This is a genomic window from Bacillus sp. ms-22 (assembly GCF_009759805.1).
Taxonomy (GTDB): domain Bacteria; phylum Bacillota; class Bacilli; order Bacillales; family Bacillaceae; genus Bacillus; species Bacillus xiamenensis.
This window is the reverse complement of the sequence record NZ_CP046653.1, coordinates 1,265,391-1,291,265: the sequence shown is the minus strand read 5'-3', so window position 1 is coordinate 1,291,265 and position 25,875 is coordinate 1,265,391. Positions and strand designations below refer to the sequence as shown.

Below are 25,875 nucleotides of genomic sequence, written 5' to 3'. Positions count from 1 at the left end.
ATTAAACATACCATTTCCATTGCTTGAAAACAATCATGAGCCAAACCAGATGTTTTCAATATGAATTTCTAAAACCGTCCTTATTATACAATTAAATAAACTGTTTTTAAACAAAAGTTAAGAAAGATATGAAAGCAAATCTTTGAGAAACTAGTCAGTTCAAGTGCTCTAAACCTTATTATATCAAGGTTTTTAGACGTTTCAAATTTTATGAAAACAAAAGAAAATTATTTTCAAATAGCGCTTACATAAGGGGGTGTTTCATGAAAAAGACGAAAAAAATAAACGCCAGCCAAAAGGCTGTACGTTTATTTAGTTTACCCCAATATATTGATTTTCAATCGAGACTTTCCCGATTGCTTTGTATTTTTGATATCTTTGTTCGACTAATTCTTCAGGCGAAAGTTTGAGCAAAGATGAAAGTGATTGTTTCAATGTTTTTTCCATGTAGGCTGCTTGTTGTTTCACGTCTCGATGTGCTCCACCTTGCACTTCTTTAATAACATCATCTATAATATCTAATTCTTTTAGGTCTGGAGCGGTAATTTTCATTGTTTCTGCAGCTTTTTTAGCAAGTGACGAGTCCTTCCAAAGCAGTGCTGCTGCACCTTCAGGTGAAATCACTGAATACGTTGAGTTCTCTAGCATGAATAGGTGGTTTCCTACGCCTAAGCCCAGTGCCCCGCCACTTCCGCCTTCTCCAATGACAATACAGACAACCGGTACACGAAGTCCTGCCATTTCGAATAAGTTTTTCGCAATTGCTTCACTTTGTCCGCGTTCTTCAGCTGCTTTACCAGGATAAGCTCCTTTTGTATCAATAAAGCAAATGATAGGGCGATTAAATTTATCTGCCTGTTTCATCAAGCGCAATGCTTTACGGTAACCTTCTGGATGAGGCATCCCGAAATTACGGCGCAAGTTTTCTTTTGTGTCTTTTCCGCGCTGATGGCCAATAACTGTGACAGGAAGCCCTTTAAACGTAGCAATTCCTCCAACGATGGCTTCATCATCGCCATAGAAACGGTCACCATGACATTCAAAAAAGTTGTCAAACAGCTCTTGAATGTAATCGAGAGTTGTTGGGCGCATCGCATGACGAGCAATTTGTACTCTGTCCCACGGCTTTAAATTTGTATAAATGTCCGCTTCAAGCTTACTCAGACGTGTTTCAAGGCGCTCAATTTCCGCACTTAAATCCATCTCTGAATTTTGTGTGAGCTTTTTCAATTCATCAATTTTTGCTCGAAGTTCAATGACAGGTTTTTCAAATTCTAGTTCTCCAGCCACTCTCGTTCACCTCCTGTGCTGTGTAATGCTAAGATTCGGCCTAATGTTTCTTTCATGTCGGCACGGTGGATCACAGCATCGAGCTGACCATGCTTCAATAAAAATTCAGCCGTTTGGAAGTCCTCTGGCAGGTCTTCACGAATGGTTTGTTCGATGATTCTGCGGCCAGCAAAACCAATCAATGCTCCCGGCTCTGCAAAGTTGTAATCACCGAGAGACGCAAAACTAGCTGATACACCGCCAGTTGTAGGGTTCGTCATCACTGAGATAATCAAACCTTGATCCTCGCTGAACAGCTTTAATGCTGAGCTTGTTTTGGCCATCTGCATCAGACTAAGAATACCCTCTTGCATTCTTGCTCCTCCAGATGCAGTAAAGATAATAAATGGCACCTTGTCCGCTTTTGCTTTCTCGATCGCCAGTGTGATCTTTTCACCCACAACCGAGCCCATGCTGCCCATACGGAATGTGGCATCCATGACAGCGATCACAACACTTTGGCCTTCAATTTCACCTTTACCTGTCACAATGGCTTCATTCAAAGATGTTTTTTCTCTGTCTTTCTCAAGCTTTTCTTCGTAGCCTGGGAAGCCGAGCGGGTTCTCAGAAATGAGGTGTCCGTTAAATTCTTCAAATGTGCCTTCGTCTACAAGGCTGTCAATACGCTGTTTTGCATTCATTTGCAAATGTCTGCCGCAATTCATACAAACACGTAAATTTTTATCTAGTTCTTTGGTGAGCATTATTTTTTTACATTGCGGACATTTGGTCATGATGCCTTCAGGCACATCTTGACTTGCCTGTTCAGAGGGTACAGATGCATACTTTTTCTTTTTACTGAAAATGTTCTTGATTGACAAATGACTACCTCCCTTTTTGAAGGGTTTTTTCTTTACACGCACATCCACTATTATAGGACATGTCATAACTGTACCGAAACTATTGTACTTTTTTTGTCAAACGCTGTCATCCTTCATTCAATTTTTTCAGGGGGGAATTGATGAGAAATGAGTATAGGTTTGGGGGGCTGAGCAGTTGATATATTTGAATTGTGAACGTCTACAAAAAAATCTCATTCCGGATGAAAAAAATTTCACATAAGAGAGGAAATGGTGCACGTTTTTCATCCAAATTCAGAAAGAACGTGCACACTTTTCCAGTTCGATTACTCGCCGATAATCGTTAATTTTCTTGTTTTTTCTGCAACAGCTTCTGGGTCTACTTTGATTCTTGCAACACCCGTTTCCATTGCTGCTTTTGCTACTGCTTTTGCTACCGCTGGTGCTACGCGTGCATCAAATGGTGCAGGAATGACGTATTCTGCTGTCAATTCTTCATCTGATACAAGAGAAGCAATCGCTTCAACAGCTGCAATTTTCATTTCTTCGTTAATATGTGTTGCCCGTACATCGAGCGCTCCGCGGAAAATACCTGGGAATGCAAGTACGTTGTTCACTTGGTTTGGAAAGTCAGAACGACCAGTTCCTACAACACTTGCACCTGCTGCATGTGCATCTTCTGGCATGATCTCTGGATTTGGATTAGCCATTGCGAAGATCACAGGATCTTTTGCCATTTTTCCTACCATTTCTTTTGTTAAAGCACCTGCTACTGAAACGCCGATGAAGACATCTGCGCCTTCAATGACTTCTTCTAAAGAACCTTCTTTACGGTCTTGGTTCGTGAATTTAGCTACTTCGTTTTTCACTGCATTCATACCATTTGGGCGGCCTTCATAAATAGCGCCTTTTGTATCACACATGATGATATCACGTACACCGAAATGATAAAGAAGTTTGATAATCGCAATACCTGCTGCTCCAGCGCCGTTTGCAACCACTTTAATTGAAGACATTGATTTTCCAGACAGTTTAAGGGCATTCACAAGTCCTGCCACTGTCACAATCGCTGTTCCGTGCTGATCATCGTGGAAAACAGGAATGTTTGTCTCTTTTTTCAAACGCTCTTCAATGATGAAGCAGTTAGGAGCTGCAATATCTTCAAGGTTCACACCGCCAAACGTTGGCTCAAGAAGCTTCACTGTTTCAACGATTTTGTCTACATCGTTTGTGGAAAGCGCGATTGGGAATGCATCAACGCCTGCAAAGCTTTTGAATAATACAGCTTTCCCTTCCATCACTGGAAGAGATGCTTCTGCACCAATGTTTCCAAGCCCTAAAACAGCGCTTCCGTCTGTCACAACAGCGACCATATTGCCTTTCATTGTATAATCATACACTTTGCTTGTGTCGTCATAAATATCTTTACATGGTTCAGCAACACCCGGTGAGTAAGCCAAGCTTAAGTCTTTCGCGTTTTTCACTTGTACTTTTGATTTTGATTCGAGTTTGCCTTGATTCTCTTTGTGCATATGTAATGCTTCTTCTCTTAATGACATGTAATGAACACTCCTTCAACTGGAAATTGATTTAATGAATTGCTAAGTTGATAAGCACATACTGGCAGTTTTAAATACACAGAATCTTTAAAATGATAACACAATAGGCGAAATTGTAAAACGTATTCAGACGATTTGTCATCATTTAATTACAACATTTTGTTCACCGAGCAGCTCTTTTAACTGGAAGATCACGGCATGATCTGCATGAACTTTGTATGCATCTGGAAGTCTCATCGTCTTTTTTTGCTTTTCATAATACAAATAGACATCTGCTTCTCCGCTGTGCATGGAGATCACTCGTTTTACTTGCTCAAGCAGCTCCTGCGTATGGTTCTCCTCTTTGACTCGAATGTAGACAGACTCTTTTCTTTTTGTGCCCATCTCTTCAAGCAGAACAGCCTCCTGCACGATGATTTGACTGCTGTCGTTTCTGGCCTCTACTCTGCCTTCGACATACAGCATTGCGCCCTCCTCAAGTAAGGGGGACAGCTTTCTAAATTGCTCTGGAAAGACGACGCCTTCCATTTCTCCTGTTTCATCCCCAAATGTGACAAATGCCATCGATTGTCCATTTTTTGTCCGAATCGATTTCACCTTTGTCAAAAGACCACCCATTGAGATTTTTCGCTTCATATAAGAAGAAAGTCTGATGATTTCCACTGCACCATTCTCTCTCAAACGATCTCGATACGCTTGTACTGGGTGATTTGATAAATATAACCCGAGTGCCTCTTTTTCAAATTGCAAGAGGTCGACAAGCGGCAACTCGTCTATCTCAGCATATTTTGGCTTAATGGAGAAGGTGGTATCCCCAAGAAAGTCCAGCTGATCCTCAGGTGTTAAAAATGACACGTGGTCTAACGCAATATCTATCGATGCTAATAACGAAGCACGATTTGGATGAAGCTCATCCATTGCCCCTGAAAAAATGAGCGCTTCGATCGTTTTTCGGTTAACACTCTTTGGTGATACCCTTGCGCAAAAATCAAATAAATCTGCAAACGGCTTTTCCTGTCTTGCTCTGTATATATCCTTTACAGCTGACACTCCGACATTTTTGATCGCTCTTAAGCTGTAGCGGATCTCCCCTTTTTCAACCGTGAATGGAAATTCGCTCTTATTAATAGAAGGCTTCAACACAGAGATCCCTTTTTCCTTTGCCTCATAGAAATATTGAGCCACTTTGTCTTCATTTCCAATCACACTCGTTAAAAGTCCGCACATAAAATATAACGGATAATGCGCTTTTAAATAAGCAAGCTGAAAGCCGATCATGCTATATGCGACAGCATGGCTTCTATTAAAACCATAGTTTGCAAATTTGACGATTAGGTCATAAACGTCATTTGCAATGTTAACAGGATACTCCTTTTTTAGGCATCCTTCAACAAAACGGCTTCGCTGTTCATCAAGCACCTTTTTATCCTTCTTTGAAACGGCTCTTCTTAAAAGATCGGCTTCTCCCAGCTGAAAGCCTGCCATCTTGGCTGCAATCAGCATGATTTGCTCCTGATAGACAATGACTCCGTATGTGTCCTTTAAAATGTCATACAAATCTGGATGAGGGTAAGAGACTTCGACTCTGCCATGCTTTCGGTCGATAAAAAGCGGGATATTCTCCATCGGACCTGGGCGGTATAGGGCATTGACTGCCACGATGTCTTCTAGACTGGATGGATTCAGCCGTCTTAGCACCTGACGCATTCCTTGTGATTCAAGCTGGAAAATCCCTGTCGTATCTCCCGCCGATAACAATTCAAACGTTTTTTGGTCCTGATACGATATATCACTAAAATGAATGTGGACGTTTTCCTGTCTTTCAATCTGGTTTTTAATGGATTCAATTAAGGTTAAGTTTCTCAATCCTAAAAAATCCATTTTTAAAAGACCAAGATCTTCTAAGTAATTCATTGCATATTGCGTCAAATACACCCCATCATGGCCTTCTTGAATAGGCACGACTTGTGTGAGCGGCTCCTCGCTTAGTACAACGCCGGCTGCATGTGTCGACGTATGTCTAGGCAAACCTTCTACCTTTAACGCGGTTTGGAAGACCTTTCGAAGCTCTTCGGATTGCTGGAGCAGCGTTTTTAATTCAGAAGAGGTGGCCACCGCTTCTTTCAGCGTCGTCCCTGGCTTGGATGGGATAAGCTTTGCAAGGCGGTCTGCTGCCTTTGAATCAATTCCCATCACACGTCCGACATCCCTTAAGGCTGCTTTTGCGGCAAGCGTCCCAAACGTGATAATCTGCGCTACATGCATGTCCCCGTATTTGTTTTTGACATAAGCAATGATTTCATCTCTTCTCGTGTCAGGGAAATCGATATCAATATCCGGCATGCTGATTCGTTCCGGATTCAAAAACCGTTCAAATAAAAGTCCGTGACGGATCGGATCAACATCGGTAATCGACAGAACATAAGCAACAAGAGAGCCTGCTGCTGATCCCCGTCCTGGACCTGTCACAATGCCTTGGTCATGAGCATACTTCATAAAATCCCACACAATGAGAAAATAATCACTGAAATTCATTTTTTGGATAATGCTCAGCTCATACTCAAGCCTTTTGATATACGTTTCATTTGAAGCAATTTTTCTTCGCTCCATGCCTTCTGCACACACTTTGCGTAAAAACTGATCGGCTGTTGATTGATCAGGAGTCGGATAGGTTGGCAGTTTTGTCTGTCCAAGATTTAAATCGACTTCACAGCGGTCTGCGATCTCGACCGTTCTTGTCAGCAGTTCTGGATCATCCGCATACCATTCCATCATTTCTTCTATTGATCTGAAATGCTTTTCCCCTCGGTCTTCCTCTATTTCTGATAGCTGCTGTCCGGCTTTAATGGCCTTCAAACATGTGTATGCGGTTTTGTCCTCTCGATTGATGTAGTGGACGTCACCCGTCGCTACAAGAGGAATATTCACCCTTGTTGAGACCTCCCGCAGCTGATTAGACAGCTCTTCGTCCTGCTGAAATGGCTGAACCGCTAAATACACATGCTCCTCACCAAAAATACTTTTTAAATGGCTGGCCGCATCCTGCGCCTCTTCTAGCTGATCATTTTGCAGCAGTGTTTCAATATAGCCGTTCGCACCTGGTGTGATAGCAATAAGTCCATGATGATAGGCTTTCAGCCAGTTCTCTTTTAAGCCGGCTTTTGACTTTGATTTCAGCACACTGCTAATTTTGATCAAATTTTGATAGCCTTCATTGTTTTTTGCAAGGAGCACCAAAGGATAAGCCTCTGTCTCTTGTTCATCTATGAAGACAGAAGCTGTTAAACCGATTACCGGCTTGATGCCATGTTTTTTACATTCCTTATAAAATTCAACCGTTCCATACATCACATGGTCATCGGTAAGAGCGAGCGCTTTATAGCCAAGTTCTTTCGCTTTCAGTACGAGCTCCTTGACCTTAGCAGCACTGCTCAACAAGCTGTATCCACTGTGGACCTGAAGATGAACATAAGACATGCTTAATCCACTCCTTTCGTCTAAATTCATTCTTTCATTATAAAACGCGATGCGGTGAGAAACAAATGTTCTTTCTTTTTCGCCCGTTCATACTTGTCCAGCAAACGCCATATATTGAATAGAGTGAGGTGGAAAAAATGGATGTGAAGGAAGCCTTTATTCCGAATTTTATTAGTTGTTACTTTATCGCACTGGGGGTCATTTTGGGCGGTGCCATTATAGGCGGTGTAGGTGCATATTTATCTGGTCAGCCGCCACTATCAATCATTTCAAGTCTGGCCAATCGCTTAAAAATTTGGGCGCTTGTCGCCGCAATCGGCGGAACATTTGATGCCGTCTATAGCTTTGAAAGAGGTATTTTTGAAGGGAACACGCGTGATATTTTCAAGCAGATTTTATTGATTGTCTCTGCTATGGGCGGGGCACAAACGGGCTATCTCATTATTACATGGCTCACCCAGGAGCATGTGTCATCATGAGGGTGCCGGAGCTGTATAAACGTCCAGGCTGGCAGCGTTTTTTTGCTGGAATGATGTTCGGCGCGATTATCAGCTGGCTGATTTTCCTTTTTACGTATGGAATCTTTCAGGAAAAGCAGGTGACGCTCCTCAGAAGCCAGCAGCACCATATGGACAGTCTGAAAGAACAAATCACACTCTATCGGGAAGATCTGCATAAATTAAATGAAGACAATAAGCAGCGGCTGCTGATCCAAAGCATAGACGTTCATCTCGTCAATCGTGAGCAGTATAAAATCCCTGAGCCAGATACGCTAAAGTTTGAAGAACAGGTCAAAGAGGATATCTCAGAGGTCATTACAAAGGATATTGAAAGTGTCTATAAAACAAAAGAGCTGTTAAAGCGGACAGTGGAAAATAAAGAATATACGATTAGGGAAAAGGCATACCGCGCCAAAGTCACAGAGCTAACGATTTATACGAAGCTTTCACTTGAAGTACGGATTTCATTTGCTGAATAAATGATGATGTGGAATTTTTATGAATTTCTGCTCTCAATGATCGCTTTTCACTCTTCATTTTTATACACTAAAAGAAGAACGAGATCTTCACAAGAAAGAGGTGAGAACAATGGAGGTTTACAGCTATCGTCAAATGGCACGAGACAAAGCAAGCCGAATTAAAGACGGCATGTGCGCTTATGCTGAGACAGAAATGATGGCCCATTTAATTAAAAAAGAATTAAAGCATCAAAATCTCCAAGCCTATGAAGATTCAACTGACATCGGCTGCTGGTTTATTCCTGTATCCAAGTAACCCTTTTCTCAAAGCTCAAAAAAAGAGAGGGGGACTTGAAGCCCCTCTCTCACGATGATTTACATACTTCTTCTAAATCACGCAAAATTTCATCTGCCACGGCCCAATCATATATGGACGCACCGGCTGCAAGCGGGTGACCGCCGCCATGATATTTTTTAGCAATGGTGTTAATCACAACGCCTTTTGAGCGGAACCTGACACGAATCTGATCGTTCTCTTCCACAAAAAAGACCCAAGCCTTAATCCCTGCAATATTTCCAAGTGTCCCAACAAGCTGTGAGGCTTGCTGCGCCGTTGTTTGGAACGATTCCAAAATGTCACGCTTAATAAAAACAGAGGCTACCCCATTTTCTGACAAAGAGATATGCTGAAAAATATAGCCATTTAATTTCACGACATTCAAATCCGTTTCATACAATTGATTGAAAAGGTCTGATGATGAAAACGGATATTCGATAAGTTCCCCTGCATATTTGAGTGTCTTTTTCGTCGTATTTGGGAAAAGGAAACGGCCTGTATCTCCTACAATGCCGGCATAAATGAGTTCAGCCGCCTTTGTATTCAGCTGATATCCTTCTTCTTTCCCCTCTAAATACAGCTCATAAATCATTTCACTCACAGAGCTTGCCTCTGTATCAACCCAAAGCAAGTCACCATACGGATCTTCATTTGGATGATGATCAATTTTCATCAGCTTATCACCCATAGAATAGCGCTGATCATCAATTCTTGCTTGATTCGCCGTGTCACAGACAATGACAAGGGCGCCTTTATACACTTCATCCGGCACCTCATCTAATTCATATAAAAATGAAAGGGATGGCTCAGGGGTTCCTGTCGCATAAATATTTTTTTCTGGATAGGTGGCACGCAAGATTTCTGTAAGGCCGCACTGCGATCCATACGCGTCAGGATCAGGTCTTACATGTCTATGAATGATGATGGTGTCATATAATGATATGGTTTTAATCAGTTCTTTTTTCATAAAAACTCCTTCTCATGCGATACTCTTTTTATTATTAAATCATAATCTATCCTGACGGAAAAGTGAGGAATAGACAATTTATTCTAGTAAGCAAGCCTATTTACGTTTAAAATAGGGTTGTAATCACTTACAATGGAGGCTTGGCACATGCTTGTTTTGATTGTGTTTATTATTTGTTCTGCCATGTTTTATTTATACTACAAAGCAAAAAACGTCCGTACGAACCGGCCGGTCGAGAAAAAATTCTGGTCTGCAAAATCAAGTATGGCACTCGGCTGCTTTGTCCTGCTCTTCGGTGTGAATCAATTATTTTTAAACCGCTCGTCACTCGCATTTGTCATTGGATTTATTTTTGTTGCAGTCGGTATCGGCAGTACGTGGGCTGGGTATAAAGCCTACAAGCACTACCTTCCGCTTTTTTTAAAGGAAGGCGAAAAAGATCACGCATAATAGAGGAAAGGGCGAGTGTATGTCGCCCTTTTTTGTCATTTATCCTCTCTCCATCAGCTGCACCATCAGCATCGCTTTCCCTACGATATTTGACTGGTGGTAAACCTCCACTTCCAGCTTTCCAAACTTGCGTCCTACTTCTAAAATATTCGGCTTGATTTGAATCGTTGATTCCATTTGAACCGGTTTTAAGAAGTAGACAGAGAGACTTTCCACAATCAGTTCGCCTTTTTTATGAGATTTTAAGAAGCGATTGGCTGATTCAATTAAAATTTGCGTAAACACACCATATGAAATATTGCCAAGCTGATTTGTCATTTGTGGTGTGACCTCATATTGATACACCGCATCTGTTTTTGGCTTTTCCGTATCGGTCTCTTTAAATCCTCTTGAAACGACATCATCCAGCTTTTCACCAACCTGCGGCTGCTTCTGAATCATTTGCAGCGCCTTCAGCACATCTTGCCGGCTGATCATCCCAATCAGCTTCGCATGATCATCTACAACTGGTAGCACTTCAATGCCTTCCCATACCATCATTTGGGCTGCTGAGGCGACTGATGTTTTGCCAATGACGGTGAGCGGATTTTTCGTCATCACCTTTTCAATCGGTGTGGAGCGGTCATGACCTGCAATATCCTTTGAGGTAAGAATGCCGTGAATCTTCATTTGATCGTCTGCTACTGGAAAACGGCCGTGTCCAGTTTCATAATTCTTCTCATACCACTTCTCAAGCTTGTCCTCTGGCGATAAATAGACGGTCCGTTCAATCGGCGTTAAAATATCTTCTACAAGCACAATCTCTTTTTTAATTAACTGGTCATAAATGGCCCGGTTAATGAGAGCCGCTACCGTAAATGTATCGTAGCTTGTCGATAAAATGGGAAGCTCAAGCTCATCTGCAAGCTGAATGATCTCCTCATCTGTTGAGAATCCGCCTGTGACTAGCACAGCCGCTCCTGCCTCTAACGCCTGCCTATGAGCATTGATTCGGTTTCCGACGATCAGCAGGTTGCCAGCTGCTGTGTATCGCATCATCGCATCCAGTTCCATTGCACCGATGACAAATTTATTTAAGGTTTTATGTAAGCCGGCTCGTCCTCCAAGCACCTGCCCATCAATGACATTGACCACTTCCGCATAGGTCAGCTTTTCAATATTTTCTTTTTTCTTCTGTTCAATTCGAATGGTGCCGACTCGTTCAATGGTACTGACGAATCCTTTATTTTCAGCATCTTTGATGGCCCGATAAGCGGTGCCTTCACTCACTTTCATTTCTTTCGCAATGCGCCGGACAGAGATTTTCTCCCCGACGTCTAATGAATCAATATACGATAAAATTTGCTCATGCTTTGTCGCCAATCCCGTTCACCCTTTTTGTTTTCAGCGTTTTCATCTATGTTTCATTATAAGGGCAGGAGGCTTTTAATAGCAATTTGTCTTTTACGCCAGCACGAGACAGGCAAACAAAAAAACCGGCATTTGGGACTGACCCCCGTTTTTGAGACAGGGATCAAAACACCTTTACGAAACAGCCAGTTGCCGAAACTCTTTTGGTGACTGGCTGTTTAATTTCAATTGAATTCGGATATTGTTATAATAATCAATATACTCCCTGACTGTTTTTTCTACAATGGCTGTTGTAGTGTTTGTCAGGTGGTGGAGATAAAATCCTTCTGATTTTAAACTTGAGTGGAAGGATTCGATGGGGGCATTATCAGCGGGCATTCCCTTACGGGACATGCTCATGGTAATGCCTTTTTCCTTTATCTCCTTTTGATAAGCATAAGAAGTGTAGACCGAACCTTGATCACTATGAAGTACGCAGCCTTTAGGCAGTGTCTTTAACTGCTTCAATGTATCTAAAACAAGAGAAACATCCTGTTTATCACCAATCGTATAAGCCACAATCTCACTTGTATATAAATCTTTTATGCTGGATAGATAAAGCATTTTTTGCCCAAATGGCAAATACGTGATATCTGTCACCAGTTTTTCAAGTGGCTTGGTCGCAGAAAAATCTCGTTTTAAGTGATTTTCTGCAATGTAATAGGGTTGACCGGTCTGTTTACGCTTTTTCACTTTCACACGACACTGCAAACCGTAGGTTTGCATCATTCGTTGTACTCTCTTATGGTTGATCTTCATTTCTTTGCGTAGAAGAGCCGTTATTTTACGATACCCATACGTATACTTGTGCAACTTACAAAGTGTTGAAATAAGCTTGATTAACCCATGTTGCTTTGAGTGATGATGATCTTGTTTTTTCCAACGATAAAATGTTGATTTAGCCACTTCAAATAGCTGACAGAATTCACTGACACTCACTTTATCTTTTACCGTTTCGTAGATCGACACGAGTGCTTCTTTTTCCACCACCTTTCCCATTCTCGGTACTTTTTTAATATGTCTATTTGTTGTTTTAGATAGCGATTTTCTGTTTTCAATCTCTCGTTTTCATCTTGGTATTCAGGTCCTTTACCGTATGAATACTGCTTTCCAACAGGTTGATGAAACCGGTGGGTTTCACCATTGTGATACCATTTCATCCAAGTTTTCACTTGTGTTTTATTCTTAATTCCTAGCTTGTCCATGATTTCTTTTGTTGAGACTCCTGCCAACTTCATCTGAACCGCCTCTTCTTTTACACTTGCGGGGTAACTGACTCTTGTTCCCATACAAAAAACACCTCCAAATTGTTTTCAGATATGATATACCCGATTTTCAACTTAAAGGTGTTTTTATTTGTCTCACTTTATGGGGTCAGTCCCTTTGTGTACCGGCTTTACTTAATGAAGATCAAATATTGATGGATTCTCCGCTGTTTAAAACGTGACCCACACCGCCATGCAGGCTGTCTGCAAATGCATGAGGATCTTGCTCAATCGGCGGGAATGTACTGTAATGAATCGGAACGACCTGCTTAGCACGAAGCCATTCTGCTGCAATTCTTGCATCCTCTGGTCCCATGGTGAAGTTATCACCAATTGGAAGGAAGGCTAGGTCAATATGATTCAGCTCCCCAATCAGCTTCATATCTGAAAAGAGGGCCGTGTCCCCAGCGTGATAAATCGTTTTGCCTTCAGCTGTAAATAAAATTCCTGATGGCATGCCGGTATACGTAATCGTTTTTGCCTCTTCATCAATGATAGCAGAACCATGGAACGCTTGTGTGAGCTTAACTTTACCAAATTCAAACTCACGTCCGCCTCCAATAGAAAGCGGGTGCGTTTTCACCCCTTGCCAGCTTAAATAAGTGGCAAGTTCGAATGGCGCAATAACGAGCGCGTCATTGTTTTTAGCAATTTCAATCGTGTCACCGACGTGATCTCCATGCCCGTGCGTGAGTAAAATGACATCCGCTTTGACATCTTGCGGCTTGATATCTGTGTGCTTATTTCCATTTAAAAATGGATCAATCCAAATATGGTATCCGTTTGTTTCAATGTGTACGACTGAATGTCCGTGATATGTAGCTTTCATGTGAGTATATCCACCTTTCGAATTTGATCTCATTTCACCTATTCCCTCTATAAAAAGCTGAAAAACTTAGTGCCTGTGAATGACATTAAGACCACCTGTTGCTTCAATAACGGTTCCTGTAATCAGGTCAGAGCGGTCATCGCATAAAAATGAAATGATGCGCCCGATATCTTCTCCAGTACCAGACCTGCCAATTGGTGTTTCATCGTCTTTCATCTGACGGGCTGCTTCTATTGTCGATTCTTTCATATCTCCAACGATTTTGCCTGGACAAACCATATTGGCCGTGATGCCATTTTCAGCTTCCTCTATCGCAATGGTTTTCGTCAATGACGCCAGTCCCACTTTTGCCGCTCCAAAGGCTGATCTGTGCATCCAGCCTGGTGCATGATCTGCCCCTTGGAAGCCATACGTAATGATGCGGCCAAAGCCTTGCTTTCTCATCATGGGGATGACCATTCGGAACAAATGGAACACCGCTGATAGGTTGCCTTCCATCATTTGATACCATTCATCTTCAGAGTAATCTGCGAGTTTCTTTCGTTCAAAAATATAAGGCCCGGCATTATTGATTAGAGCGTCAATCCGCCCAAACCGCTCTATTGCCAGCTCGACCATGTTTTTTAAATCTTCTTTGTTTGTCACATCACCTTGGACAAATTGAAGCTTATCTTCATATTCCTGCAATTCTTCTTTCATCTGCCGCACAGCTTCATCATCACTTCGATAATTCACTGTCACAGAATACCCCATATTCAGTAAAGACTCGGTGACTTTCCGGCCAAGCCCTTTAGAACCCGCTGTTATTAATGCGTGTCGCACACAATCTCCTCCTAAAGCAAAGGTTGCAAGTTCATGTGTTTCTCATACTATCTTTACTTTACTATAAACCGGCTCCCTTCGCACTATTGAACCCTTCATTTTTGCTCGTAAACCGTACAGGGTGATTCATCCACTTTTTCATATCCCATGAGCCATGGATATCGAGAAGGAGCGAAACAAAACGATAGCATTCTCTCACCTCATGAAGCTGGCGAGGAAGCGGACAAATCTCTTCATAGCCCGCTTGAACATCCTGTGCAGCTTCTTTCGTCAAAAGGTATTCCAGTGCAATAAAATCAAACGCAGCTGGTCCATATACGACATATTCCGTATCAACTAGACTCGTCACTTGATCATTTTTTTCAATATATTGCGACGGATCTAAATCAATTAAAATGAGACTGGCTGAATCAGGAGGCCTCAGCTTGCCAAGCTTTTGCTGCACAATTTCTGCATAACACTGAAGTTCAGTCTGATCAGCGTAATAGCAGCTGATCAGTTTGGACACGGCCTTTTTTAACAGAGCATGAAATTCTCTCAAATGCCGCTTTTCAGCTCCGTATACTGCACCGAAAGAGTGGATTCGATCTGAATGAAGACGTGCTAGTTTCCTCCCATAATCTTGATAGAAGTTTGATGAACGACCCTCAAAAGATGTTAAAGGTGTTCCTTCTACTTTTTCCATGATATAAAAATATCTCCCTGCCTTCTTCACTTTACGAACAACTTCTGGAATATGAAAGGAATTCGTATGAGACAGCTTTTGATTGATTTGATCGATATGCTCTTGTACAGTATGGGCATCTACTCCATAGATCATGTTGATCCCAAAGACAAATTCACTTTCTTCTCTTGCCATTTTAGGAGATTTAATCACGTATTCCGTTTGATCTTGTAAGGAGACAAGCCACACATCATTAGCCCGTCCGGCATATTGTTCTCCTAACGTTTTAACTGATACGATCGGTTGATGAAACAAAGCCTCCAGCGTTTTCTTCATGATCTGCTGTCACTCCTTCCTCAGCTTGACTCTGGTACGCTTTCATTTTCTCCAATGATGATCAATCTCCTTTTTTCATTACAAAAAACCATCCGTATCAACGAATGGTTTTGGTGAGTTACGCTAGGCAGGCTTTTGCTTTTTCTAAAGCAAGCTGAATTTGTTTGAATCCAGTACCTCCTGCACTTGTTCTTTTTTCAACAGCAACATATGGATCAAGAACAGTGTAAATGTCTTGTTCAAAAAGATCGCTTGCTTCTGTAAATGTTTCAAAAGGAAGATCACTTAGATAGATACCTTTTTGAATGCATGTATACACAAGTTTGCCAACGATTTCGTGTGCTTCACGGAATGGCATGCCTTTTTTCGCAAGATAGTCTGCCACCTCTGTCGCATTTGAGAAATCTTCTTTTGTTGCTTTTTTCATAACGTCTTCGTTCACTGTCATTGTTTGAATCATGCCTGTGAAGATTTGAAGGCTGCCAGCGATCGTTTTTACCGTATCAAACATGCCTTCTTTGTCCTCTTGCAGATCTTTGTTATACGTAAGCGGCAAGCCTTTCATAATGGTGAGAAGCCCCATCAGGTTGCCATATACCCGGCCTGTTTTCCCGCGGATCAATTCTGCCATATCCGGGTTTTTCTTTTGCGGCATCATGCTGCTGCCTGTTGCGTACGTGTCATCAAGTTCAATGAATTTGAATTCTTGAGAGCACCATAAAATGATTTCTTCACAAAGACGTGAGAGATGCATCATCACAAGGCTACTATTAGACAAGAATTCTAAAATGAAGTCCCGATCACTCACACCATCAAGGCTGTTCTCGTAAATATGATCAAAGCCAAGCAGCTCTGCTGTATATTCACGATCAATTGGGAATGTCGTTCCTGCTAACGCCCCGCACCCAAGCGGGGAGACGTTAATCCGCTTCAAAGAATCTTGAAAGCGCGCTTTGTCACGCTCAAGCATCCAAAAATACGCAAGCATATGATGGGCAAAGGAAATAGGCTGTGCACGCTGCAGGTGCGTATATCCTGGAAAGATCGTTTCAACGTGCTGTTCTGCCTTTTCTACAAGCACCGTTTGAAAGGAAGAGATCAGCTCAATGATATGCTCTACTTGGTTATTCAAATATAAATGCATATCGGTTGCGACCTGATCATTCCGGCTTCTCGCTGTGTGCAATTTGCCTCCAAGCGGACCAATCTCATCAATGAGCATTTTTTCAAGGTTTAGGTGAATATCCTCATAGTCTACTGAGAAATCGAGTTCATCCGCCTCTGCCTTTTTCATCAGGGTATTCAATCCGTCTTTGATGACAGCGGCCTCCTCATCGCCGAGGATACCGCATTTATTCAGCATACTTGCATGGGCAAGGGAGCCGGTCAGATCTTCTTTGACTAATTGTTTGTCGAAATGAATGGACGCGCCAAACTCATCGACCCATTTTTCTGGTGTTTTTTGAAATCGGCCTCCCCAAAGCTTTTTCATGCTTTAACCTGCTCCTTTTTATTCACGATGCTGTTTACTTTTGTTGGTAAACCCCAAAGGTTAATAAATCCTACAGCTGCATCATGATCGAATTCATCTGCTTTTGTGTAAGTCGCTAGATTTTCATCATAAAGTGAATATGGTGATTTACGTCCTTCTACAATGGCATGGCCTTTAAATAGTTTCACACGTACAACACCTGTTACGTTCTTTTGTGTTTCTTGTAAGAATGCATCTAGTGCTGCTTTTAGTGGTGAGAACCATAGGCCGTTGTATATTAATTCAGCCATTTTTTGTTCAACGATTGGCTTAAAATGCGCCACTTCTTTGACAAGTGTTAAGTCTTCAAGCTCTTTATGTGCTTTTAATAGTGTAACTGCGCCTGGGCACTCGTACACTTCACGAGATTTGATTCCAACAAGACGGTTTTCCACGTGATCGATTCTGCCAACACCATGCTGACCAGCGACTTCATTTAAATGAAGGATGAGATCAGATAATGAATACTGGATACCGTCAATGGCTGTTGGTTTTCCTTTTTCAAACGTGATTTCAATGATCTCAGGTGTGTCAGGTGTTTTTTCAAGTGGGTTTGTCAGGTCATATGCACCTTCTGGCGGCGCAGCCCAAGGATCTTCTAAGATGCCGCATTCGTTACTTCTGCCCCAAAGGTTTTGGTCAATTGAATACGGGCTGTCTAAGTTAATCGGAATTGGAATGCCGTGTTTTTGTGCATATTCGATTTCTTCATCACGAGACCATTTCCATTCACGCACTGGTGCAAGAACTTCTAGGTCTGGATTCAATGCTTTAATGGATACTTCGAAACGAACTTGGTCGTTTCCTTTTCCAGTACATCCGTGTGCAACGGCTACTGCATTTTCTTTCTCTGCTACTTCCACTAATTTCTTTGCAATAAGCGGACGAGATAGTGCAGACACAAGCGGGTATTTCCCTTCATACATCGTGTGTGCTTGCAGTGCAGCAAGTGCAAATTCTTCAGCAAATTCTTCTTTTGCGTCGATCATGTATGATTGAACGGCTCCGACTTGAAGTGCTTTTTGCTGAACGAATGCTAAGTCTTTTCCTTCACCTACATCCAGGCAGCAAGCGACAACCTCGTATCCTTGCTCTTGTAACCATTTAACTGCAACAGAGGTATCAAGACCTCCGGAATATGCTAATACGACTTTTTTATTTTGTGACATGTTTGAAAAGCTCCTCTCGCTTGTTTTGATTCTGTGAATGTTTTTTGCATAAAAATAAGTTTTAATTTATAAACATGCATTTAGTATGTATACACTGTAACAAGGAAAAATTGTTTTTTCAACCCCTTTATGAAAAAAACTCTGCCAAATTTTCTTGGCAGAGTCATTTTGGGTTATATTTCATCTTTTTCAAGCTCACGTATGACGTGTGGGAGCTCTGGAATGATGAGTTTTGTCATGGCTAAACGTACCGCTCCGGTAGATCCCGGTGTGGCAAAGACGGCTTTTTGGTTCATCACCCCTGCCGTCGCTCTAGATAAGATAGCGGCTGATCCAATATCTTCTGTATAGCTCAGCATGCGAAAAATTTCTCCAAAGCCCGGCAGCTCTTTTGAGAAAAGAGGTGTAATGGATTCAATCGTGACATCCCTTGCTGCAATCCCTGTTCCCCCGTTTAACAAGATGGCATCAATCTTCGCTTCACTTGTTCCTTCTAAAACGGCGTCTTGAATCGCTCCAATGTCATCTTTTACAATATCGTATGCCAAAATGAGATGCCCCTGTTCTTTAAGCAAATCAATCATCAGACGGCCGCTTTTATCTGTTTCTTTTGTCCTTGTATCACTGACTGTAATGACTTTTATGTTCAGCCTCTTTTTCGCTTCTCGTTTATGTTCTTCAACGCTCATTGCTCACACCGTCCCTTTCACTTCGTATTGCACCACATTATAGCATGCTGCTTTGAATAGAAAAAAGCTCTTTCCCTTATAGGGAAAGAGCTGCACAACTTATTACGCTAAACGCATAACGTCTCTTGCAATCATGACTTCTTCGTTCGTTGGAATGACAATCACTTTCACAGGAGAGTGAGGGTAGCTGATGAATGCTTCTTCGCCTCTCATGTTGTTAAGAGAAGGATCCCAGTATACGCCCATGAATTCTAGACCACGAAGTACACGTGCTCTCACTTCTGAACTGTTTTCACCGATACCAGCTGTGAAAATGATTGCATCTACGCCATTCATTCTCGCTGCATAAGAACCGATGTATTTATGAATACGGCTTGCAAAAATATCAAGCGCTACTTCTGCACGGTCGTTTCCTTCTTCTGTTGCTTCTTCGATATCACGAAGATCACTTGAAAGACCAGACACCCCTAAAAGACCACTCTTCTTATTTAAAGTAGAAAGAACTTCTTCAGCAGTATGTCCTGTTTTCTCCATAATAAATGGAATAAGGGCAGGGTCAATGTTACCTGAACGTGTACCCATCGCAACACCCGCAAGTGGTGTGAAGCCCATTGATGTATCGATTGATTTTCCGCCTTCAACTGCGGCAATACTTGCACCGTTTCCTAAGTGACAAGAAATCAAACGAAGCTCTTCAAGAGGACGGCCTAATAGCTCTGCTGCACGCTCTGTGACGAATTTGTGGCTTGTCCCGTGGAATCCGTATTTACGAATACCATATTTTTTGTAGTAGTCGTATGGAAGGCTGTATAGGTAAGACTGCTCTGGCATCGTTTGGTGGAAGGCTGTATCGAACACAGCCACCGCTGGAACGTCAGGCAGAATTTGTTTGAATGCTTTGATTCCTACAACGTTTGCAGGGTTGTGAAGTGGTGCAAGCTCAGAAAGCTGATCAATTTCATTGATGACTTCGTCTGTTAATAGAACAGAATCGCTGAACTTTTCTCCACCGTGAACGACGCGGTGTCCTACACCATCAATTTCGTTAAAGTCTTTGATGATGTTGAATTCAATGAGCTTTTCAAGCAGCATTTTTACCGCTACTGCGTGATCTGGGATATCAGTGACTTCTGTTTTCTTTTCTCCATCTACAGAAATCGTAAAGATACTGTTGTCCATTCCAATTCTTTCAACAAGACCTTTCGTTAAAACGGTTTCTTCTGGCATATTGAACAATTGAAATTTAAGAGATGAGCTTCCTGCGTTGATTGCAATAATTTTGGACATTCTTGTCGCTCCTTTTACTCTGTTGTTATATAAGGTTTCACGTTTTTTCCGGTGCTATATTCAACCTGTTGAACGGGTCTTTTATAGTTTAACGATAAGTCCGAAAAATATCTGACTTTTTCATTTAAACATTGAAAACTTTGCATTTCAAGTACACCTTCGAACTGTTACCGCTTACATCGATAAGTCGTTATTTTCTGAATAATAAAAATAGCCAGACATCACTCTGGCTATTCTTTCGTTTCTTTTTCTTCAATAAACCACTGGTCTAATTTTCTCATGACACTCACCATCGCTTCCTTCTGTGAGAAAGATGGAAGGTTCGCAAACAGCATCCGTTTCGGCGCTTTTAGTCCTTCTTTTTTCTTTTGCATCACGAATAGGCTTTTGGCGTGCTTTTTGTCTTTGAACATGGAGACTGGCAGCTGAATTAAAGCATTCATATACGCGTGATCTTTGATGAAATCCTTCAATTGCACGCTTTCTTTTCCTTCAAACAAATCGTTTGGAATGATGAAGAATAAGAAGCCGCCTTCTTTCGTGTAACGAAGACTTTGTTCAATGAATAAATAATGGGCAAAGGAATGGCCTTCTTTTGCCTTTAATTCATAGTCTGCCGCACGCTCATCATTTGGATAATAGCCGACTGGAAGACTGCACACGGTCACATCTGCCGGTGAGATGAGAAGCGGCTCAAGGCTGTCCTGATGGAAAAGCTCTACTTCTTTCTCTTCTAAGTTCGCTTGTGCCCACGCAATTTTAATAAGCACGTCATCAATTTCAGAGGCAAAACCACGTTTTGTTTCTGCAGTGAGATTGTTTAAGACTGCTAGCAGTAAATTCCCTGTTCCCGCTGCTGGATCAAAGACAACCAGCTCTTTTTGTCCTTCTAAAAATTTATTGACCAAATAGCTGACAAACAGACCAATTGTATCAGGTGTCATCTGCCGGTTTGGATGTGAAATATCCTTTTGTCCTTTTAATACGGCGAGCTGAAACGCTTTACGAATCTGCTCATGATCATAAGAGGCGAAATCTGCTTTCTCTATTAAATCTTTTAGTAAACCGTTTCGATCATTTGCCTGGAAAAAGGCTTCTCCTGCTTCTGCCAATGCTTCAATATAGGAAATGTCCTGTTCCTTTTTTAAACGAATGGACGCTGTATCGAGCAGCTCAAAAATCGTACTCACTTGATCTTTCTGCAATGCTTTTCTCTCCTCGCTTTGCTAAAAGCTATATATTCTCATTGAAAAGAGCCCCAGTATGAAGCCGGAGCTCTTGTCGATGCTGCTTTTATAACAGTGCTTTTGCAGCTTCAATGGCCTTTTCATAATTTGGATGATTCGTTGCTTCGCTTACGTATTCAGTGTAAACCACTTTTCCGCTCGGGTCTAATACGAAGACTGCACGCGCCAATAAACGCAATTCTTTCATATAAACACCAAATGCTTCACCAAAAGACATATCTCTATGATCAGATAATGTTTCGACATTTTCAATTCCGTTTGCTCCGCACCAGCGTGCTTGTGCAAATGGAAGGTCTGCACTAATCGTATAAATATTGACTGGACCTAAACCAGCTGCCTCTTCATTGAAACGTCTTGTTTGTGCGTCACACACACCTGTATCAATAGAAGGAATCACTGAGATGATCGTCACTTTTCCTGTTAAATCAGAAAGTGAAACTTCCCCTAGTGAGTTCGTTAATACCGTAAAATCAGGAGCCTGCTCGCCTACTTTCACTTCATTTCCTACAAGCGTTACTGGGCTCCCTTTAAATGTGATCGATGCCAAAACAATTCCTCCCTTATCAAATGTATGGTTCTATCATAGTAGAGAACGCCAAAAACTGCAAAGCCTAATCGTCCATTTTGAAAAAAAAGTTAACTGCAGCGCAGCTAACTTTTTAAAGGTCTATGTCATCTAGTTTTCGTTCTTTGTGACGGTGCTCCCGTTCATCCTTCTTAAACATGTGCTGAAGACGTTCAATTGCTTGAGGAGCAGAATCCAATATTTTATCGAGCAGATGTGTGTGTTCATCCAAATGAAGCATTCGAACACCATTTGTTCCCACAATTAAAAAGGCGATTGGTGTAATGGATACCCCGCCGCCGCTTCCGCCGCCAAATGGGAGTTTCGGTTCTTTTCGTTCTTGTTCATCAGAACGTTTTTCTTTCTTTTGGTTACCGTTGAATTCACTGCCGCCGGCTGCAAATCCAAAACCGACCTTTGACACAGTGAGAATGACACTGCCGTCAGGGGTTTCGACTGGATCGCCGATGATCGTATTCACATCAATCATTTCTTTTAAGTTTTCCATCGCTGTCTTCATGAGACCTTGGATTGGATGATCTGCCATTTTCGGGTTCCTCCTTAAACAGATGATTCATTCTTCGTTGCTTGAAGAGAGGCATTTTTCCTCGCCTTTCTCCCTTTTAACCAATGGACAAGTAATCGAATGGCTGCAAGCATAGCATGTCCAATACGAAAATAAGCTATACATGTAAAGTGTGTCTGTGACACATTGTGCTGAAAAGCGGGAATCACTTCATAGACAGGTTTACGCTTAAAGGTGAGATGCTCCTGCATAAAGGCAAGGAGCGCTCCTTTGACTGACCAAACGCCGCCGGCTGCCACACCTGTTAAAGCTGCGTCATGAAAACCAATCCATGTTGACCAGTGAAACGAGACAATTTTTATATGAATGAAGAACTTACGCATGATCCTGTTTAGATCGACAATCTCTTTTGTGATGCGCTCCATTTGCTGAAGGATTTCCTTCACATCACGCTTGCCGACTTTTTTATGGATGGTTTCTTTTTCGTGATTAGGCGTTTTGGAGCTGGCCATTTTCTTTTCACGAATATCAATGGTTTGATCTTCCGTGTTCAATTTCACCATCGGAATGTCTTTCTTCAGTCTAACGATTCCGTATAAGGTGATGACCTTCACCGCAATGTGGTCATTGTCATTTGCATGTGAATAGTCCAGTGAAAGGGTCACTTTCATGAAGATCAATAAGATCACCAGAAACAAAAAAGCTGCGATCCAAACGTACAGCACTGCGCTCACTTCCTCCATAACAAATCTTGCTTCCTCTACGATTATGGCTTTGATTCCAGATTTTATACCCAATCATCAAAAAAGAGTTTGACCGGCACCGGTCAAACTCCCTGTAGGTTACACGTTTGATTCTGTTTTTTCATATAAATGCTCATGGACGACCACTGTATCCGCAAAGTAGTCATGAACCCCTTGCTTTTTCGGTGAGAACCCAACAACAGCATAGAGAACAAAAAGCGTGTTAATATATCGGCCAACAATTTCTCTAAAGACAATGACATCCCATGACAGCTGCTTCTCAGGCTGAAGTGAGACAACTTTGATTCCAAATACCATCTTCCCAAGGGTTTGTTGAAACATTTTCGTCATGATCGCAAAATAAAGCAGAAAGACAATCGTCGTCGTGACGGAAAATGGCGAAAACCAGCCGCCGCCTTTTGACCAGCCAAACAGACTAAAGATTGGAGAAACCGTCAAATGGTTAACACCCCAGACGACGAGCCAATCAAGGATAAATGCCCAAAATCTAATCCAAAAACCGGCAAAGGCCTGTGTCTCAATTGAAGCGCGCTTCGCAAGGACCGGCTTCGAGTCTTCCTCTTGGCTGCGGCTTCCCTTTACTTCATCGAATGTAGAATCCATCTATGATCCCTCCTTTATTTTGAATAGAGATACATCGGTTTAGACCCATTTGAGCCAGCCAGTGTTTCTTTTAAATTCAGAAAATCAATTTCACTTTTAAAGAGCTTGGTTGCACTCATATTAAGGAGAGAGTTCCAGCCAAAGCTTTGAGAATAGCTGATAACCTTTGCTCCTTTTAAGCCTTTTTCATTTTTCTTCATCGCTTTTAGCGCATCTTCATAGTATCCAAGCTCATCCACTAACCCGTTGGCCTTCGCCTGTGTTCCGTCATATACTCGGCCATCGGCAATTTTCTTCACGTCTTTTTTAGACATGCCGCGTCCTTCCGAGATGACTTTGACAAACCCTTCATAAGAGTTGTCGACCATGCTTTGCATGATGCTGCGTTCATCCTTTGTCATATCACGATTTGGAGACATGATGTCTTTATATTTTCCACTCTTAATGGTTTCATATTTAATGCCTAAATTATCCGCAAGCTTTGAATAATTCAAGCTTTGCATGATGACACCTAGAGAACCGGTTAATGTTTCAGGTGAAGCAAAGATTTTGTTCGCTGGTGTCGACACGTAATAGCCGCCAGAAGCCGCCATTGATCCCATAGATACATAAATTGGCTTCTTTGCTTTTTTCACTTCTTCTAATTTTTTATGTATTTCAGCACTTTCATAGACACCGCCGCCAGGAGAGTTGACGCGAAGCAGTATACCTTTTACAGAAATATCATCTTTTGCTTTATCTATTTCTTTTAAGAACGCACGATGGTCATACGCTTCTCCGCCTAAAAGGCTTGATGCACCGCCGTTATCTTGAATCGTTCCATTAATCTCAAGAACGGCAATTTTATTCGCTCCGCTCCCTTCCTCTAGTACCTTTTCTTCGATTTCATCCCCAAATTGATAGCTCATTTTATTGTCATTGAAGTTTTCGAACACGGCCATCGTGATACTAATCAGAATCGAAAATCCGAAAACACCAAGTGCAATGATTAACGCTACCCATCTTTTCGCATTCATCTCTTTCTCCTCCTTTTTTGTCTCACTTCATTCATACGAATACACACATGAAATGTTTCACAAGAACTGTGGTTTTTTTACATTTCATTTCAACATATGATAGCACCGATCTTAAATGACGATCAACTTTACATCTTTTATCATGAGAATCTCACCACGAGAAATTGGCTATTTTATCCTCTCCCCACACCTAATAGCATAGATACTCACCACAACGAAACACCCAAACCTCTCCTGCATCAAAAAACAGCTATTAAATTATGCTCAAAGTCAGCGAGTTCGAATCACTTACATCGACTCATTTCTAAAAGAAGAACCTAGTATCATCTGCGTCTTTCTAATATTTTTACTTTCATATGAAAAAAGTGTAAAATGTGACCAAGGGTTTTATATGTAAGCCCTTTAATAATGGAAATCTATTTTTGACAACAAAGGGGAGAACGTCAATGACAGACAATCGCCGCAATGTATTTTTCTTTTACAAAAAAGATCATGAATTGGATGGACATATTTCTTCTCTGGAGAAGCTCGCTACCGATCAAGGCTTTCAAGTCGTCAAGCGTGCAGAAGATGCCCATATTATTGCTTCAATTGGCGGAGATGGCACATTTCTTCAAGCAGTTCGTAAAACGAAATTCCGTGATGACTGCTTGTATGTAGGGGTATCAAAAACAGAGAATTCACATTTATACTGTGATTTTTCATTAGAGCATTTTGATAAAATGATTGATGCCATGAACACCGAAAAAATTGAAGTAAGAAAATATCCAATCATTGATGTAAGCATCGACAGTACAAATCAATTCCATTGCTTAAACGAACTGTCGATCCGCTCTAGCATCATTAAAACATTTGTCATCGATGTGTATATAGATGATTTTCATTTTGAAACCTTTAGAGGTGACGGGATGATTATTTCCACTCCGACCGGCTCAACGGCATACAACAAATCCGTAAACGGCGCCGTGGTTGACCCGATGCTTCCTTGTATGCAAGTGACAGAGCTTGCATCTCTGAATAACAACTCGTACCGGACACTTGGCGCCCCATTTATTTTAAGCAGTGACCGCAAGCTGACGCTGAAGGTGGTCCAAGATGGAAACGACCATCCGATTATCGGACTTGATAACGAAGCGCTCGGTACAAAACACGTCAAACAAATTGACATTGGACTTTCAGGCAAAGTAATTAAAACGGTCAAATTGAAAGATAACTCCTATTGGGAAAAAGTAAAACGCAGATTCCTTTAATTGTAACAGCCCCTCCTTTGATGGGAGGGGCTGTTATACTTATTAC

At 41.7% G+C, this 25,875-nt stretch carries 25 protein-coding genes; 5 read left to right on the top strand and 20 right to left on the bottom strand.

All coding sequences use genetic code 11. From position 1 onward, the window contains the following. Positions 1–312: 312 nt before the first annotated feature. The 4 genes from accA to dnaE all read right to left on the bottom strand — a co-directional run bounded on the left by accA (position 313) and on the right by dnaE (position 7,165). Positions 313–1,290 carry an acetyl-CoA carboxylase carboxyl transferase subunit alpha gene (accA, locus tag GPA07_RS06755; RefSeq protein WP_008356064.1) on the bottom strand — a complete coding sequence of 326 codons (978 nt, stop codon included), beginning with the start codon at positions 1,288–1,290 and terminating at the stop codon, positions 313–315. Then, positions 1,275–2,150 carry an acetyl-CoA carboxylase, carboxyltransferase subunit beta gene (gene accD / locus GPA07_RS06750; RefSeq protein ID WP_157292242.1) on the bottom strand — a complete coding sequence of 292 codons (876 nt, stop codon included), beginning with the start codon at positions 2,148–2,150 and terminating at the stop codon, positions 1,275–1,277. The genes accA and accD overlap by 16 nt, the downstream gene beginning before the upstream one ends. 305 nt (positions 2,151–2,455) lie before the next feature. Next, positions 2,456–3,688, bottom strand: coding sequence for an NADP-dependent malic enzyme (locus GPA07_RS06745; RefSeq protein WP_008356068.1), 1,233 nt, complete (start codon positions 3,686–3,688; stop codon positions 2,456–2,458). A 141-nt stretch (positions 3,689–3,829) separates the two neighbouring features. Then, the gene (gene dnaE, locus GPA07_RS06740; RefSeq protein ID WP_157292241.1) at positions 3,830–7,165 is read right to left on the bottom strand and encodes a DNA polymerase III subunit alpha; all 3,336 of its coding nucleotides are present in this window, start codon (positions 7,163–7,165) and stop codon (positions 3,830–3,832) included. Between the two features lie 137 nt (positions 7,166–7,302). Between dnaE and GPA07_RS06735 the strand changes: the two genes are divergently transcribed. The 3 genes from GPA07_RS06735 to GPA07_RS06725 all read left to right on the top strand — a co-directional run bounded on the left by GPA07_RS06735 (position 7,303) and on the right by GPA07_RS06725 (position 8,439). Further along, on the top strand, positions 7,303–7,644 hold the full coding sequence (locus GPA07_RS06735; protein WP_008356072.1) for a sporulation membrane protein YtrH: 342 nt from the start codon (positions 7,303–7,305) through the stop codon (positions 7,642–7,644). Then, positions 7,641–8,144, top strand: coding sequence for a sporulation membrane protein YtrI (gene ytrI, locus GPA07_RS06730; protein ID WP_008356075.1), 504 nt, complete (start codon positions 7,641–7,643; stop codon positions 8,142–8,144). Before GPA07_RS06735 ends, ytrI begins: the two co-directional genes overlap by 4 nt. Positions 8,145–8,253: 109 nt before the next feature. After that, complete coding sequence (locus GPA07_RS06725; RefSeq protein WP_008346082.1) at positions 8,254–8,439, top strand: YtzJ family protein; 186 nt, start codon at positions 8,254–8,256, stop codon at positions 8,437–8,439. A 49-nt stretch (positions 8,440–8,488) separates the two neighbouring features. On the opposite strand, the gene GPA07_RS06720 is transcribed toward GPA07_RS06725, so the two are convergent. Beyond that, complete coding sequence (locus GPA07_RS06720) at positions 8,489–9,427, bottom strand: DHH family phosphoesterase (protein ID WP_008356077.1); 939 nt, start codon at positions 9,425–9,427, stop codon at positions 8,489–8,491. 147 nt (positions 9,428–9,574) lie between these two features. Between GPA07_RS06720 and GPA07_RS06715 the strand changes: the two genes are divergently transcribed. Further along, the gene (locus GPA07_RS06715; RefSeq protein WP_003216665.1) at positions 9,575–9,877 is read left to right on the top strand and encodes a YtpI family protein; all 303 of its coding nucleotides are present in this window, start codon (positions 9,575–9,577) and stop codon (positions 9,875–9,877) included. Between the two features lie 39 nt (positions 9,878–9,916). Here GPA07_RS06715 and GPA07_RS06710 read toward each other — a convergent pair whose 3' ends face one another. From GPA07_RS06710 to sppA, 15 genes are all read right to left on the bottom strand, one after another. Continuing rightward, positions 9,917–11,239, bottom strand: coding sequence for a CBS domain-containing protein (locus GPA07_RS06710; protein ID WP_071168798.1), 1,323 nt, complete (start codon positions 11,237–11,239; stop codon positions 9,917–9,919). A 162-nt stretch (positions 11,240–11,401) separates the two neighbouring features. Further along, positions 11,402–12,555, bottom strand: a protein-coding gene (locus tag GPA07_RS06705) for an IS3 family transposase (RefSeq protein WP_157292240.1) whose coding sequence is annotated in 2 segments (ribosomal slippage) — positions 11,402–12,282 and positions 12,282–12,555 — 1,155 coding nt in all. Because the reading frame shifts where the segments join, the coding sequence is not laid out codon by codon here. Positions 12,556–12,676: 121 nt separating this feature from the next. Continuing rightward, positions 12,677–13,360: a metal-dependent hydrolase gene (locus GPA07_RS06700; protein WP_008356083.1), complete on the bottom strand. Its 684-nt coding sequence runs from the start codon at positions 13,358–13,360 to the stop codon at positions 12,677–12,679. Between the two features lie 66 nt (positions 13,361–13,426). Further along, positions 13,427–14,182: an SDR family oxidoreductase gene (locus tag GPA07_RS06695; RefSeq protein ID WP_008356086.1), complete on the bottom strand. Its 756-nt coding sequence runs from the start codon at positions 14,180–14,182 to the stop codon at positions 13,427–13,429. Between the two features lie 61 nt (positions 14,183–14,243). After that, the gene (locus tag GPA07_RS06690; protein ID WP_157292239.1) at positions 14,244–15,182 is read right to left on the bottom strand and encodes a phosphotransferase; all 939 of its coding nucleotides are present in this window, start codon (positions 15,180–15,182) and stop codon (positions 14,244–14,246) included. Between the two features lie 118 nt (positions 15,183–15,300). Next, the gene (gene argH, locus GPA07_RS06685) at positions 15,301–16,674 is read right to left on the bottom strand and encodes an argininosuccinate lyase (RefSeq protein ID WP_071168796.1); all 1,374 of its coding nucleotides are present in this window, start codon (positions 16,672–16,674) and stop codon (positions 15,301–15,303) included. Beyond that, complete coding sequence (locus GPA07_RS06680; protein WP_008356091.1) at positions 16,671–17,882, bottom strand: argininosuccinate synthase; 1,212 nt, start codon at positions 17,880–17,882, stop codon at positions 16,671–16,673. The genes argH and GPA07_RS06680 overlap by 4 nt, the downstream gene beginning before the upstream one ends. 173 nt (positions 17,883–18,055) lie before the next feature. Continuing rightward, positions 18,056–18,571, bottom strand: coding sequence for a MogA/MoaB family molybdenum cofactor biosynthesis protein (locus GPA07_RS06675; RefSeq protein ID WP_157292238.1), 516 nt, complete (start codon positions 18,569–18,571; stop codon positions 18,056–18,058). A gap of 102 nt (positions 18,572–18,673) precedes the next feature. Next, the gene (locus GPA07_RS06670; RefSeq protein WP_008356096.1) at positions 18,674–19,858 is read right to left on the bottom strand and encodes an acetate kinase; all 1,185 of its coding nucleotides are present in this window, start codon (positions 19,856–19,858) and stop codon (positions 18,674–18,676) included. Positions 19,859–20,088: 230 nt separating this feature from the next. Continuing rightward, a complete protein-coding gene (locus tag GPA07_RS06665; protein WP_071168794.1) occupies positions 20,089–21,063 on the bottom strand; it encodes a class I SAM-dependent methyltransferase in 975 nt (324 codons plus the stop codon). Positions 21,064–21,151: 88 nt separating this feature from the next. Then, on the bottom strand, positions 21,152–21,652 hold the full coding sequence (tpx, locus tag GPA07_RS06660; protein WP_008356100.1) for a thiol peroxidase: 501 nt from the start codon (positions 21,650–21,652) through the stop codon (positions 21,152–21,154). Between the two features lie 112 nt (positions 21,653–21,764). Further along, entirely contained in the window at positions 21,765–22,217 is a 453-nt protein-coding gene (gene ytfJ, locus GPA07_RS06655) for a GerW family sporulation protein (protein WP_008356102.1), read from the bottom strand. Between the two features lie 14 nt (positions 22,218–22,231). Next, positions 22,232–22,939, bottom strand: coding sequence for a DUF2953 domain-containing protein (locus GPA07_RS06650; RefSeq protein ID WP_008356104.1), 708 nt, complete (start codon positions 22,937–22,939; stop codon positions 22,232–22,234). Positions 22,940–23,038: 99 nt separating this feature from the next. Then, the gene (locus GPA07_RS06645) at positions 23,039–23,563 is read right to left on the bottom strand and encodes an RDD family protein (protein WP_008356106.1); all 525 of its coding nucleotides are present in this window, start codon (positions 23,561–23,563) and stop codon (positions 23,039–23,041) included. Positions 23,564–23,577: 14 nt separating this feature from the next. Beyond that, the gene (sppA, locus tag GPA07_RS06640) at positions 23,578–24,579 is read right to left on the bottom strand and encodes a signal peptide peptidase SppA (protein WP_157292237.1); all 1,002 of its coding nucleotides are present in this window, start codon (positions 24,577–24,579) and stop codon (positions 23,578–23,580) included. Positions 24,580–25,025: 446 nt separating this feature from the next. Here sppA and GPA07_RS06635 point away from each other — a divergent pair, with 446 nt between their 5' ends. Beyond that, positions 25,026–25,829, top strand: coding sequence for an NAD kinase (locus GPA07_RS06635; protein ID WP_008356109.1), 804 nt, complete (start codon positions 25,026–25,028; stop codon positions 25,827–25,829). Positions 25,830–25,875: the final 46 nt, after the last annotated feature.

Coding starts and splice junctions, on each gene's coding strand:
- GPA07_RS06745 (WP_008356068.1), bottom strand. CDS start 3,688: ATGTCATTAAGAGAAGAAGCATTACATATGCACAAAGAGAATCAAGGC.
- dnaE (WP_157292241.1), bottom strand. CDS start 7,165: ATGTCTTATGTTCATCTTCAGGTCCACAGTGGATACAGCTTGTTGAGC.
- GPA07_RS06735 (WP_008356072.1), top strand. CDS start 7,303: ATGGATGTGAAGGAAGCCTTTATTCCGAATTTTATTAGTTGTTACTTT.
- ytrI (WP_008356075.1), top strand. CDS start 7,641: ATGAGGGTGCCGGAGCTGTATAAACGTCCAGGCTGGCAGCGTTTTTTT.
- GPA07_RS06725 (WP_008346082.1), top strand. CDS start 8,254: ATGGAGGTTTACAGCTATCGTCAAATGGCACGAGACAAAGCAAGCCGA.
- GPA07_RS06720 (WP_008356077.1), bottom strand. CDS start 9,427: ATGAAAAAAGAACTGATTAAAACCATATCATTATATGACACCATCATC.
- GPA07_RS06715 (WP_003216665.1), top strand. CDS start 9,575: ATGCTTGTTTTGATTGTGTTTATTATTTGTTCTGCCATGTTTTATTTA.
- GPA07_RS06700 (WP_008356083.1), bottom strand. CDS start 13,360: ATGAAAGCTACATATCACGGACATTCAGTCGTACACATTGAAACAAAC.
- GPA07_RS06690 (WP_157292239.1), bottom strand. CDS start 15,182: ATGAAGAAAACGCTGGAGGCTTTGTTTCATCAACCGATCGTATCAGTT.
- argH (WP_071168796.1), bottom strand. CDS start 16,674: ATGAAAAAGCTTTGGGGAGGCCGATTTCAAAAAACACCAGAAAAATGG.
- GPA07_RS06680 (WP_008356091.1), bottom strand. CDS start 17,882: ATGTCACAAAATAAAAAAGTCGTATTAGCATATTCCGGAGGTCTTGAT.
- GPA07_RS06675 (WP_157292238.1), bottom strand. CDS start 18,571: ATGAGCGTTGAAGAACATAAACGAGAAGCGAAAAAGAGGCTGAACATA.
- GPA07_RS06670 (WP_008356096.1), bottom strand. CDS start 19,858: ATGTCCAAAATTATTGCAATCAACGCAGGAAGCTCATCTCTTAAATTT.
- ytfJ (WP_008356102.1), bottom strand. CDS start 22,217: ATGGCAGATCATCCAATCCAAGGTCTCATGAAGACAGCGATGGAAAAC.
- GPA07_RS06650 (WP_008356104.1), bottom strand. CDS start 22,939: ATGGAGGAAGTGAGCGCAGTGCTGTACGTTTGGATCGCAGCTTTTTTG.
- GPA07_RS06645 (WP_008356106.1), bottom strand. CDS start 23,563: ATGGATTCTACATTCGATGAAGTAAAGGGAAGCCGCAGCCAAGAGGAA.
- sppA (WP_157292237.1), bottom strand. CDS start 24,579: ATGAATGCGAAAAGATGGGTAGCGTTAATCATTGCACTTGGTGTTTTC.
- GPA07_RS06635 (WP_008356109.1), top strand. CDS start 25,026: ATGACAGACAATCGCCGCAATGTATTTTTCTTTTACAAAAAAGATCAT.